The organism is Bacillus sp. FSL K6-2944 (assembly GCF_038005385.1).
Classification (GTDB): domain Bacteria; phylum Bacillota; class Bacilli; order Bacillales; family Bacillaceae_G; genus Bacillus_A; species Bacillus_A cereus.
Genome location: NZ_JBBOTE010000003.1, coordinates 248,606 through 260,983 on the forward strand (window position 1 = coordinate 248,606; position 12,378 = coordinate 260,983).

Here is a 12,378-nt window from a genome sequence, read left to right on the forward strand (position 1 = left end):
CAGTGGGGACGAAAGCTCCACTGCCTATTTTTTTATTACACATGCTGCTTCAATAACGCTTCTAACTCCTCAAAATTATGCACTTCATATGTCGGTATAATCCCACTATCATTTAATTTCCTTTCTGGATTAAACCAACAAGTATCAATTCTCGCTACATATCCACCTTTAATATCAGCGCTTAATGAATCACCAATAATCAGCCCTTCTTCAGGTGCAAAGTTAGGAATCCGTTCAAAAACATAATCAAAATACTCTTTCATCGGTTTTTGAAAACCTGTATCTTCCGAAACAAAGACATCTTTAAATAATGAATGTAACCCTGCATTGCGCAAACGTTTATCTTGCGTCTTAGAAACACCATTTGTCACTATATACAATTCATACTCCCCTTGAATTTGATTTATAAATTCAAATGCACCTTGCATGAGTTGATTTCCTTCTTCTAAGTAGTTACGATAATTATTTTCGAATAATATTCCATTTACTTCTTCTCCATACTCTTTAAACAACAGAGAGAATCGTGTATTTACAACTTCATTGCGTGATAGTTCACCTTTTTCAAAAGCATCCCAAAGACCTTTATTTATTTTTTTATAACGAGCCTCTATCTCGTCTGTTAAAGGGATTCCCTTCTCTTCAAAAAGTACCCGTAAAGCCACTTTTTCAGCCTTTTGGAAGTCTAGTAATGTATCATCTACATCAAATAACAATGTTTTATATTTTTTCATAAATTCATCACACTCTCTTTTCTACAAAAACAAATTTACATAAATTGTATCATTCCTTCTTGTAAAGATAATAGGAGATATCTCATACTATACATAGGGGTGAAAATATGAAAATCAGCAAAAATGAGGAAGAAATTTATCAATACATGCGAATCCATCAATTCCATACCCTATTTTCATTTCATGTCTTGCCATATGTAGAGCTGCATTCTTTTCAAACGAAAGAGATGATATGTAGTGAAGGAAATGCTCTCCCTTATCTCTATTACTTAATTTCTGGGAGAGCCAAAATATATATGAGTCATAAAAACGGGAAGGTTTCATTAATTAATTTTATTCAAGCACCATCTTTTATCGGGGAATTAGGATTAATAGGGGTAGAAAATATTACTAAGTCCGTTGAAGTACTAGAAGATTGTGTGTGTTTGGCACTTCCTCTTAAAGATTGTCAGCAACTTTTATTACAAGATGCAACGTTTTTACAGCACTTATGTAAATTTATTGGAGAAAAGACAATTACTCGCACTGAAAATTACGCAAAAAACTATAGTTATCCTTTTGAAAATCGATTAGCTGCTTTTATTTTATTAACAGAGCAAAATAATTGTTATATAGAAAAGCATACCGAGGCCTCGGAATATTTAAATGTCAGCTACCGTCATCTTTTATATGTATTAAATCAGTTTTGCCAACAAAATTATTTAAGAAAAGAAGGCCGAACATATTATATACAAGATCGAAATACATTAGAAAAACTTGCTGATGAACTAAAAATATAAAAAAACAGCATTAACATATAAACGTTAATGCTGTTTTTTCGAGTGACGAGTATAATTTTAATTAAAATTTACTTGCTACTTTAGCTGCTTCTTCAAGACCTGCAGCAATAATTTCTTCTGCTTTATCTGGGAATTGGTTATGTCCTTCAATAACTACTGTTTCCATGTTTGTTGCGCCGAAGAAGCCCATCATACTTGCTACATATTTAACAGCCATTTCTACCTCAGCTGCTGGCCCTTCTGAATATACGCCGCCTCGTGCATTTAATAATGCAATCTTCTTATCTCCGATTAGGCCAACTGGACCCTCTGGCGTATATTTGAACGTTTTACCAGCACGGTTTAAATAATCAATATATGTGTGCAATACTGCTGGAATCGTTAAGTTCCATAATGGGAAGCCGAAAACAACTTTATCAGCTTCTAGGAATTGATTTAAATACTTATCAGCAACTGCTACTGCTTTTGCTTCTTCTTCTGTTAAATCAAATCCTTTACCTACCTTGAATGTACCATTGATCATGTCTACGCCTACGTATGGTAATTCTTCTTTATATAAATCAAGTTCTACTACTGTATCATTTGGGTGTGCTTCTTTATAGTTTGCTAAAAATGCCTCATATAATTTTACACTAACTGCTTGTTCCGCTGGACGGTTATTTGCTTTAACGAATAAAACTGTTGCCATTATTTATTCCTCCTAGTACTCACTCTTATGTTGTTATATGCTTTCAAAAAAGGTATCCCTTGTAATTGTTGTTTTGTTGCTTACAAACATATTTTATCTTTATATAAAGACAATTTCGTCCTCACATAGACGTATTTTTCCATAAAAAAAGTCCACCTTCTAAAGGCGAACTTGGTCTTACGACTTTCGTCTTATACAATTCCATTTTTAACTGCATATAATGCCGCTTGCGTACGATCAGATAAATTCAACTTACTCAAAATACTACTTACATGCGCCTTAACCGTCTTTTCTGTAATAACTAAAACAGATGCAATTTCCTTATTGCTCATCCCTTTCGCTAATAGCTGCAATACTTCATTTTCTCTCGCTGTTAGCACATCCACTTGAATAGAAGATTCTTCTTCCTTTTCTTCTACAGGTAATGTTTGAGAGAGAAGAGCATTTGCTATATCCGGATGTAATTGAATATTACCTTTATATGCGCTTCGAATAGCCTCAACAAGCTGATCTGGTTCTACATCTTTTAAAATATACCCACTTGCTCCAGCCCTTAATGCAGGTAACACATGCGCCTGATCAGAAAAGCTAGTTAATACAATTACTTTCACATTTGGATACTCTTTTTTTATATATGCCGTCGCCTCAACACCATCCATTTCAGGCATATATAAATCCATTAATATAACATCGGGATTTGTTTCTCCTACTTTCACTAACGCTTCTTTCCCATTATTCGCTTCTCCAACTAACTCTAAATCTTCCTGTGTACTTAAGAAAAATGCTAATCCTTTTAAAACGACTGTATGATCATCAACTAACAATACTTTTATTTTCACAAACTTCCCTCATTTTCACATCATAATGGTACATTTACTTTTACGCTCGTTCGTTTATTACTACTTACAATTTTAATTGTTCCACCAACTAATTCTACTCTTTCACGCATCGTAGTCATACCTAGTGATTTCTTTTCTTTTATATTCTTTTCCACAAAGCCCTTTCCTTGATCAACTATTTCTAATGATACATTTTTCTCATTCACTGTAAAATAAATCGTCGCTTCTTTTACACCTGCATGCTTACTTACATTGTTCAGTGCTTCTTGGCCTATGCGCCACAAAGCTTCTTCTACTACACGAGGTAAATCACGAACACCCGTAACTTGCTCCCTAATTTTCAGTCCCAAATTTTCACCGTACTGCTTTAGAGCTGGCAATAATCCTTTTTCTAATCCTGCCGGACGAAGCTGCCAAATTAATGTCCTCATTTCTTTCAAAGCTCCTTGCGCAAGTTCACGCATCTCATGCAAAGATTGATCTACCTTTTCATTTTTACCTTTTAAAACTGCCTCGGCGCCTTTTGTCATGAAGGTTAATGAAAATAATTTTTGCGAAACAGAATCATGTAAATCTCTTGCTAACCGATTTCTTTCTTCCATTCGTACAAGTTCACGGCGCTGCTCGTTTAACCTCAAATTCTCTATTATTAACGAAACATGGTTCGATAATGCTTGAATTACGTCTATTGTATTAGCATCAAACTCTCCATTATTCAAACTAACACATAAAACACCAAATATATGGTTTTGAATATGTATTGGTGTAGCAATAACAGCTCGATTTAGATGTACATTATGTCCTATTTGATGTTTTATTAGAACTGGTTCATCTTGTTCTAACGCCTTCTTGGCCGCCTCTTTTACATCCTCTTGTAACTCTTCCTGAACGTAAGACGCTCGCAGAGATAATTCTTTTTCCTCCCTAATAAAAAGCGCTACTTGATTCCATTGAAATACTTCACCTACGTGATTTACCACCTTTTCAGGTAGTACATTAAACTTATGAATCATTTTTAAATCTTGAATGAAACGCTCTAATTTCACATAATAATGTGCTCTTCTCTTTTCATTTTCATATAATTTTGTTCGCTTTAAAGCCGTACCAATTTGGAAGGCAACCGATTGGAGTAATACTAATTCTTCTTCTGAAAAATGTGTTTTACCCGGACTTGCAACATTTAACACCCCAAATTTTTCTCCCCCAGCTTTTAAAGGAACCGTAGCATGATGAAGAATGCCCTCCGTATCCCCCCAATTATATTCAATTGCATTATTAATTCTTTTACATTCAATAATATTAACGGCTCTCTCTAATTTTCCATCTACAAAACCTCGTAAACACCAACATTCACCTTCGCACATCGGGCGTTTATTTTCATATGTAAGTGCCTCTGGTAATTGATAATCAATTAACTTCGTATACTTCCCATTTTCATCCGCAAGAAAAATCCATCCTGTCGTTAAACCTGTTACACTTAGCAATTTCTCGAGGACAGCTTGCAATACATGATATGTATCATTTGATGTATTTAATGTTTCTGCAATTTCCTTTAATATAACTAATTCATTCGTACGATTATCTCGAAACATACTCATTCTCCTGCATACAAGATTTTAAATAGCTCTTAAAATAAATCATCTACTTTTCACTTTGTACTTATTCGTAACATTGATATAATGGTGAAAACATAGTTTTCATTATATCACTCGAGGGGGCTTTCATAATGACATTAAATAAAGCACTTACTATCGCTGGTTCTGACACAAGTGGCGGTGCTGGTATACAAGCAGATTTAAAAACATTCCAAGAACTGGGCGTATACGGAATGACATCTCTTACAACAATCGTAACGATGGATCCACATAACGGTTGGGCACATAACGTATTTCCAATCCCAGCTTCTACATTAAAACCACAATTAGAAACAACAATTGAAGGTGTTGGCGTAGACGCTTTAAAAACAGGTATGCTTGGATCAGTAGAAATTATTGAAATGGTTGCAGAAACAATCGAAAAGCACAATTTCAAAAATGTAGTAGTTGACCCTGTTATGGTATGTAAAGGTGCAGATGAAGCATTACACCCTGAAACGAACGATTGCTTACGTGACGTTCTTGTGCCAAAGGCATTAGTTGTAACGCCAAACTTATTTGAAGCTTACCAATTAAGCGGTGTGAAAATTAATTCTCTTGAGGACATGAAAGAAGCAGCGAAGAAAATCCACGCTTTAGGTCCCAAATACGTACTAATTAAAGGCGGAAGTAAACTTGGTACGGAAACTGCAATCGACGTCCTATATGATGGAGAAACATTCGATCTTTTAGAATCAGAAAAAATTGATACTACAAATACACACGGCGCAGGTTGCACATATTCTGCTGCAATTACAGCAGAACTTGCAAAAGGAAAACCTGTGAAAGAAGCAGTAAAAACTGCTAAAGAATTCATCACAGCTGCTATTCGTTACTCATTCAAAATTAACGAATACGTAGGTCCAACTCACCATGGTGCATATCGTAAATTCGTTGTATCAAAAGAACTTGTCTAATATATAAATAAAAACACTCACAAGGTTCATACATTGCCTCTGTGAGTGTTTTTTATAAGCTTTATGTCTTCCGGTCATCTTATCTTTAAGATGCAGAGCTGACCTTATTTCTACCATTTCGTTTCGAGTAGTATAACGCATCATCCGCCGCTTGAATAAATTGCTCTGATGCCCCTTCATACTCTGAAACCCCTACCGAAACTGTAATTTTTATTTTTGTTCCATCTAACAATTCAAATGAATGTTTTTCAACAGCTATACGAGTTTGTTCCCCAACATGAATTCCATAAACCATTCCTTTCCTTGGTATCAAAAGCGCAAACTCCTCTCCACCCTTTCGAAAAACCAAATCCGGAAATGCTGACATTTCTCGCAAAATATGCCCTACTTGTTTTAACACTTCGTCTCCCGCTGGGTGCCCATACGTATCATTTACATGCTTAAAATGGTCAATATCTATAAGTAGTAAACAAAGTGAATCGTTTTTCAAGTGTTTATTACTAATATGACGATTCATCTCTAAATCAAACTGTCTTACGTTTCCTAGACCTGTCAATGCATCTATCGTTGCGTATTGCTTCATCGTTTGAAATAGCTCATTGGATTGTAAAACATAATTTGCACTTATGAATGTTATGTAACCTGTAATAATACTAGAAATTAAATATAATCCCACTATGTGGATCTCTTTAATTAACCATATATATAACGCTGGGATTAGAATAGATAAAATATATGCGTGTAACCATACCCACTTTTCCCCTAAAGAAAGCTTCATACGCGAAATAAAGATACTCCCTATTCCTATCGCAATGATTGTATAAAAGGCCACTTGAGAAGCTAATGAATAATCCATAAACAACAGTCTAGTTACTAAAATCATAATAATTGTTATGGTACTCGCTATCGGCCCTCCAATAATAACAGCTAGAATAACAGCTAAGTAGCGTAAATCCAATAGGATGGTACCAACACGAACACCGAAATACATTAGTAATATACCTAGTATCCCAGTAAAAATGCCTACTACACATTTCTGCCCAAAAGAGAATCCTTCTTTTAACGGCTTATCTCTTAAAAGCTGACCTCCAACAAAAATAAAGGAAAGAATAATTGTTGTATTTACAAATAAGTCCCTTAACATAAAATGATCTCCTTACTTTTCTATCTATCCCTTTCCTTACTTTATTGTATACGAAATCCCTATAATTCCCAAAGTTTTTATTTATTTTTTGCTGTTCCACGTGAAACAGCAAAAAATAAAAAGGGCGAAAACTCGCCCTTTTTCATTAACAACAGCGTGATATTTTTCCACCCTTTGCGTTAAATCTTGCTTCTTGTGCCTCAGCAAAAAATTGCTTTTGACATAAAACCTCTTCTTCAGGATGATGCTTTTTCATATGCTCCACATATACTTCATAACTTGGTACCCCAACGAGCAAACTAATAAAGCGCTTCCTTCCCCCCCATACTTGCCACAGCTTTTTAAGCATAGTTCCTCGACTCACTTTCATCTCTAGGAATATATGGTGCCTCTTTTAACGGCATTGGCTTATTTCTTAATACTTGTATCCAAATTCGAAGTGCTGAAATTAACACAGCGATTACAACTATCATAAAAATCCCACAAAGCGCTGCATCGATATAATCATTAAAAATAATTTGCTTCATTTGAGTAACATTTTTAGCTGGTGCTAACACTTTCCCTTCATCTAACGCTCCCTGAAACACCTTCGCGTGAGATAGAAATCCGATTTTAGGATTTTCATGAAATAGCTTTTGATAACCAGCTGTCATTGTTACAATAAGCAATCCCACAGTTGGAATAAGTGTTACCCAAACGTACGCCTTTTTCCCCATTTTGAACAAAATTGTCGTTCCAAGTAATAATGCAATACCTGCTAGCATTTGATTTGCAATACCGAAAAGTGGCCATAATGTATTAATTCCACCGAGCGGATCTATTACCCCTTGGTATAAGAAATATCCCCACCCTAATACACATAATGTTGTAGCGATTACATTCGCTAATGTAGAATCCGTTTTCCCAAATGGCTTATATACATGCCCTAAAATATCTTGAATCATAAATCGGCCGACACGCGTTCCGGCATCAATCGTTGTTAAAATAAATAGGGCTTCAAAGAGAATCGCAAAATGATACCAAAATGCCATCATGGCCGTTCCACCTATTACTTGTGAGAAAATATATGCCATACCTATCGCTAATGTTGGCGCACCACCTGTACGTGATAAAATAGTTTGCTCTCCAACATTTACAGCAAGATCTTTTAATTCATTTGGTGTAATAGCAAATCCCCATGAGGAAATAACTTGAGCTGCCTGCGAGACATCTGTACCGATAAGTGCTGCGGGACTATTAATTGCAAAATACGTTCCCGGTGTTAATACACAAGCTGCAATCATCGCCATCGCTGCTACAAACGACTCCATTAACATTGCTCCATAACCGATTGGCTGTGCGTGTCCCTCTTGCTCAATCATCTTCGGCGTCGTACCTGATGAAACAAGAGCATGGAATCCAGACACTGCACCACAAGCAATAGTAATAAATAAGAATGGGAATAAGTTTCCAGAGAACACAGGACCAGTTCCATCAATAAATTTCGAAACTGCTGGCATTTGTAAATCTGGTGCTACAATTAAGATACCGATTGCTAACCCTACAATTGTTCCAACTTTTAAAAATGTACTTAAATAATCACGTGGTGCTAAAAGCATCCAAACTGGTAATGCAGATGCAATAAATCCATATACAATAAGCATAATAGCAATTGTTTCACCACTAAATGTGAACATACTTGCAAGTGTTGGATTTTCTGCTACATACTGTCCTCCAACAAGAGATAAAATAAGTAGGATAATACCGATTACTGATCCTTCTCCAACACGACCAGGCCTAATATAGCGCATATAAACTCCCATTAAAATAGCGATAGGAATCGTTGCTGCTATCGTAAACATTCCCCAAGGACTTCCGATTAGTGCCTTTACTACGACCAACGCTAATACCGCTAATAAAATAATCATAATTCCTAAAATACCTATCATTGCAATTAGTCCTGTAACAGGTCCAATCTCATCTTTAATCATTTCTCCTAACGATTTACCATTACGTCTCATTGAAGCAAATAAAATAACAAAATCTTGGACAGCCCCCGCAACAACTACCCCAACAATAATCCAAATGGTCCCTGGTAAATACCCCATTTGTGCCGCTAAAATCGGTCCTACTAAAGGTCCCGCTCCAGCAATCGCTGCAAAGTGATGTCCAAACAATACCCACTTATTTGTTGGAACATAGTCTTTCCCATCATTTAATGTATGGGCTGGTGTTTGCCGATTATCATCTAAATTAAAAACCTTTCTCGCTATAAATCTACTATAAAAGCGATAAGCAACTGCATATACACATACGGCAGCTACTAAGAGCCATACAGCATTAATGGTTTCACCTTGTGATAAAGCTATTACCCCAAAAGCACCTGCTCCTACTGCTGTAATAACGCCCCAAAGTAAGATCGATTTCAATGTCTTCACATACAATTCCCCCAATACTATTTCTTAGTGGAGATTGTACTAAATTTTCTGAATATTTAACTTGAATCCTCCCTATCATGAAGGATTTTCAGTTTATCATGTTAAAATACTCTCATTATCTACTATAATTCAATGTTATTTCGAAGGCGTTTTACATAATTACGACTGACTGGAATCGGTTGCTCATCATACCTATCTAAATACAAATTATACGTGCCATTATAATAAGGTTTCAGTTCTTTTACATATGACATATTAATTAAATAGCTTTTATGTACACGTAAAAAATCATATGCATTTAGCTTATTTTCTAATTCCTGAAGTGTATATGTTGAAATATACTGATTATTCGTTGTGTAAATTGAAACAGTTTTATTTTCTTTATTTTTACTTACATATACGATATCTTCTGGAAGAATATATCGTATGCCCTCTTGACTTTCTATCGGTAGTTTTCGCAAATAACTCTTTGCTTTCTCGCCTTGTTCTTTACCTATTTTATATAAAAGAAATTGTAAATCTTCTTCACGAAATGGTCGCAATAAATAATAAAATGCTTGGAAACGAAAAGCTGTAATAGATTCTTCTATGTTTTCACCTACAAAAATAAATTTTGTATAGCAATTTATTTCTCGTAATAAACTTGCATATTCAAAACCAGTACCATCTAGTAATTTGGAACTTAAAAAAACAAAGTCTGGTATATGTTTTTTCATCATAAATAAAGATTCTGTTCCTGTCTTTGCTTCAAAACATTCTACATTTCTCATATTTTCAGTGAAATTTTCAGCTAACTCTCTTCTCTCTTCTGCCTCTTCCATAATCAGTAAAATTTTCATTTCTTCAACCACCTAATTCTTTGTCCATATGTCCTGTTGTATACATTCGCTTTTATAAGAAATAATCCCTTTTTCTTACTATACCATTATTTATCTAAAAAAACAGAAAAAAGGAAACCCCTTCGGTTTCCTCTCCCCCTTTATCCTACATTAACTGCCTAGAAAGAGCCGAGTAGTGTAGGGTAATAAACGATCAGGCATACATTTAAAATTTCACTTTATACTAATTCTCGTTGCTTCGTTTCTTGTCCAAGTATTACTACAGCGAATACACCAATTAAGATTGATCCGCAGAAAATCGTAAATATTAATGATAGTGAAGCTTCTGAGGCAACTAAATACCCCACTAATAATGGTCCAAGAATACCACCAATACGCCCAAACGCTGCTGCCATTCCTGCACCTGTACCACGAATAACGGTTGGATACTGCTCAGGTGTATAGGCGTATAATGCTCCCCAAGCACCTAAGTTAAAGAAGGATAGTAACATACCTGCCACGATTAATACTGTTAATGAATCCGCAACCCCAAACAAATAGGCACTGCAAGCTGTCCCAATTAAATACGTAACCAAAACAAATTTACGACCGAGACGTTCAATAAACCAAGCAGCGGTGAAATACCCTGGAAGTTGAGCTAACGTCATAATAAGTACGTATTGGAAACTTTTTATTAAACTAAACCCTTTTAGCACCATTACACTCGGTAACCAAAGGAACATTCCATAATAGGAAAAGACAACACAAAACCATAGAATCCATAGCATAATTGTTGCTTTACGATATTCCCCAGACCAAACTGATTTTATATTTTCAATAACAGATGGTCTTTTTTTCACTTTTTGGAACCTTGGGGAATCCGGTAAATTCCATCTTAAATATAAAGCATATAGTGCTGGAACTGCACTCAATACCATCGCAACTTCCCAACCATATTTCGGAATAACAAAATACGAGATAAGAGCTGCAATTAGCCATCCACCTGCCCAAAAACTTTCTAATAACACAACAATTTTCCCACGCTCATGTGCTTCAACACTCTCTGATACTAGTGTAGAGGCAACCGGAAGCTCTCCGCCAAGCCCCATACCAATTACAAAGCGTAAAACGAGAAACATCGCAAGTGTCGTCGTTAACGCAGTTAAACCACTACCGATAGAAAATAATAATAATGTAATAATAAAGACTGATTTTCGCCCTATTTTATCTGATAGTACCCCAAAAATAAGCGCTCCTACTGCCATACCGATTGAGTTAATACTACCTATCCAGCCCATTTCTTGCGTACTTAATCCCCAATCCTTTTGCAAGGCTACCATTACAAATGAAAGCATTCCAACATCCATTGCATCAAATAGCCATCCAAGCCCAGCTATACCAAGTAGTTTGCGCTTCGAAATTTCTTTTACCTTGCCCACTAGAAGTCCTCCTCACACAGGTGTCTTTACACATAATTTTACATGTGTGAATTGTATAAGTAAAATACTTTTGTGTAAAAAATTTCTCCTTCATCATTCCCAAAAAGTAAAACGTCTATCCCGATTGGTGAGGGCTAATAATCAGTAGGGATGCCTCACTGATTAAAGTTTCAATTTATTAAAAATGAACAAATAAAAAAAGCAGCGATATTTCGCTACTTTTTCGAACGCATTACTTCTTTTAAAAATTCCGCTAATACTAACTGACGACGCCAGCGTGTTGGATTACTGCATAATCTATAAAACCACTCTAAATGAATCGCTTGAATCCATTTTGGTGCACGTTTTACCTCTCCAGCCCATACGTCTAAACTTCCACCCACTCCAACAGCCATTTTCGTTTCTAAACGATGCTTATTGTTTTGGATAAAGTTCTCTTGTTTCGGGAAACCAAGTGCAACAAGTAATAAATCTGGTTTTGCTTCTTGAATGCGAGAAATAATATTCTCTTCGTCTTCTTGTTTAAAATAACCATCTTGTATACCGGCGATGGATACAGCTGAATATGTCTTTGTTAAATGATCTGCTGCAGCTTGTACAACATGCGGCTTTGCACCTAATAAGAAAACAGATACCGGCTTACTATCTTCAGATAACTTCGCAAGTAAATTACACATTAAATCAAAACCTGCTACACGTTCTTTTAAAGGTGTACCAAGCATCCCGCTTGCCTTTACAACCCCAATACCATCAGGTGTAATTAAATCTGTATTCAATAATGTTTGATAGAACTTTTCATCCTTTTTTGCGCACATAACAATTTCAGGGTTTGCTGTTACTACCTGAAACGTATGAGTTCGCTCCGCTTCTAGTTGTTCTTTTAAATATTGGACCGTTTCATCCATTGTCATTGTAGAAAAAGGAACGCCTAGAATATCAACTGTTTGTACTGCCATAGTTAACTATCCTCTC

12 protein-coding genes are annotated in these 12,378 nt (G+C 35.7%); 2 read left to right on the forward strand and 10 right to left on the reverse strand.

The genetic code is table 11. The annotated features are described in order from the left end of the window. Positions 1–35 precede the first annotated feature (35 nt). Entirely contained in the window at positions 36–731 is a 696-nt protein-coding gene (locus MHH55_RS27770; RefSeq protein WP_074554300.1) for a YjjG family noncanonical pyrimidine nucleotidase, read from the reverse strand. 107 nt (positions 732–838) lie between these two features. Here MHH55_RS27770 and MHH55_RS27775 point away from each other — a divergent pair, with 107 nt between their 5' ends. Next, the gene (locus MHH55_RS27775) at positions 839–1,510 is read left to right on the forward strand and encodes a transcriptional regulator YeiL (RefSeq protein ID WP_000703327.1); all 672 of its coding nucleotides are present in this window, start codon (positions 839–841) and stop codon (positions 1,508–1,510) included. Positions 1,511–1,571: 61 nt separating this feature from the next. Here MHH55_RS27775 and MHH55_RS27780 read toward each other — a convergent pair whose 3' ends face one another. The 3 genes from MHH55_RS27780 to MHH55_RS27790 all read right to left on the reverse strand — a co-directional run bounded on the left by MHH55_RS27780 (position 1,572) and on the right by MHH55_RS27790 (position 4,629). Further along, positions 1,572–2,198: an FMN-dependent NADH-azoreductase gene (locus tag MHH55_RS27780; protein WP_000246735.1), complete on the reverse strand. Its 627-nt coding sequence runs from the start codon at positions 2,196–2,198 to the stop codon at positions 1,572–1,574. 191 nt (positions 2,199–2,389) lie between these two features. Continuing rightward, the gene (locus MHH55_RS27785) at positions 2,390–3,037 is read right to left on the reverse strand and encodes a response regulator (protein WP_000695801.1); all 648 of its coding nucleotides are present in this window, start codon (positions 3,035–3,037) and stop codon (positions 2,390–2,392) included. A 20-nt stretch (positions 3,038–3,057) separates the two neighbouring features. Beyond that, positions 3,058–4,629 (reverse strand): GAF domain-containing sensor histidine kinase, encoded by a 1,572-nt coding sequence (locus tag MHH55_RS27790; protein WP_000488138.1) that lies wholly within the window; start codon positions 4,627–4,629, stop codon positions 3,058–3,060. Positions 4,630–4,763: 134 nt separating this feature from the next. Here MHH55_RS27790 and pdxK point away from each other — a divergent pair, with 134 nt between their 5' ends. Further along, entirely contained in the window at positions 4,764–5,588 is an 825-nt protein-coding gene (gene pdxK, locus MHH55_RS27795) for a pyridoxine/pyridoxal/pyridoxamine kinase (protein ID WP_017657621.1), read from the forward strand. A gap of 85 nt (positions 5,589–5,673) precedes the next feature. Here pdxK and MHH55_RS27800 read toward each other — a convergent pair whose 3' ends face one another. The 6 genes from MHH55_RS27800 to MHH55_RS27825 all read right to left on the reverse strand — a co-directional run bounded on the left by MHH55_RS27800 (position 5,674) and on the right by MHH55_RS27825 (position 12,362). Then, the gene (locus MHH55_RS27800) at positions 5,674–6,732 is read right to left on the reverse strand and encodes a GGDEF domain-containing protein (RefSeq protein ID WP_017657620.1); all 1,059 of its coding nucleotides are present in this window, start codon (positions 6,730–6,732) and stop codon (positions 5,674–5,676) included. Positions 6,733–6,877: 145 nt separating this feature from the next. Then, positions 6,878–7,081, reverse strand: a complete 204-nt coding sequence (locus MHH55_RS27805; protein ID WP_074554298.1) for a YbdD/YjiX family protein — start codon at positions 7,079–7,081, stop codon at positions 6,878–6,880. Beyond that, positions 7,074–9,149 (reverse strand): carbon starvation protein CstA, encoded by a 2,076-nt coding sequence (gene cstA / locus MHH55_RS27810; RefSeq protein WP_000854312.1) that lies wholly within the window; start codon positions 9,147–9,149, stop codon positions 7,074–7,076. Before cstA ends, MHH55_RS27805 begins: the two co-directional genes overlap by 8 nt. A 122-nt stretch (positions 9,150–9,271) precedes the next feature. After that, positions 9,272–9,988, reverse strand: coding sequence for a LytR/AlgR family response regulator transcription factor (locus tag MHH55_RS27815; protein WP_000698256.1), 717 nt, complete (start codon positions 9,986–9,988; stop codon positions 9,272–9,274). Positions 9,989–10,206: 218 nt separating this feature from the next. Then, a complete protein-coding gene (locus MHH55_RS27820) occupies positions 10,207–11,406 on the reverse strand; it encodes an MFS transporter (protein WP_078186309.1) in 1,200 nt (399 codons plus the stop codon). Between the two features lie 215 nt (positions 11,407–11,621). Further along, on the reverse strand, positions 11,622–12,362 hold the full coding sequence (locus MHH55_RS27825; RefSeq protein WP_000290747.1) for a WecB/TagA/CpsF family glycosyltransferase: 741 nt from the start codon (positions 12,360–12,362) through the stop codon (positions 11,622–11,624). Positions 12,363–12,378 lie beyond the last annotated feature (16 nt).

Coding starts and splice junctions, on each gene's coding strand:
- MHH55_RS27770 (WP_074554300.1), bottom strand. CDS start 731: ATGAAAAAATATAAAACATTGTTATTTGATGTAGATGATACATTACTA.
- MHH55_RS27775 (WP_000703327.1), top strand. CDS start 839: ATGAAAATCAGCAAAAATGAGGAAGAAATTTATCAATACATGCGAATC.
- MHH55_RS27780 (WP_000246735.1), bottom strand. CDS start 2,198: ATGGCAACAGTTTTATTCGTTAAAGCAAATAACCGTCCAGCGGAACAA.
- MHH55_RS27790 (WP_000488138.1), bottom strand. CDS start 4,629: ATGTTTCGAGATAATCGTACGAATGAATTAGTTATATTAAAGGAAATT.
- pdxK (WP_017657621.1), top strand. CDS start 4,764: ATGACATTAAATAAAGCACTTACTATCGCTGGTTCTGACACAAGTGGC.
- MHH55_RS27800 (WP_017657620.1), bottom strand. CDS start 6,732: ATGTTAAGGGACTTATTTGTAAATACAACAATTATTCTTTCCTTTATT.
- MHH55_RS27805 (WP_074554298.1), bottom strand. CDS start 7,081: ATGCTTAAAAAGCTGTGGCAAGTATGGGGGGGAAGGAAGCGCTTTATT.
- MHH55_RS27815 (WP_000698256.1), bottom strand. CDS start 9,988: ATGAAAATTTTACTGATTATGGAAGAGGCAGAAGAGAGAAGAGAGTTA.
- MHH55_RS27825 (WP_000290747.1), bottom strand. CDS start 12,362: ATGGCAGTACAAACAGTTGATATTCTAGGCGTTCCTTTTTCTACAATG.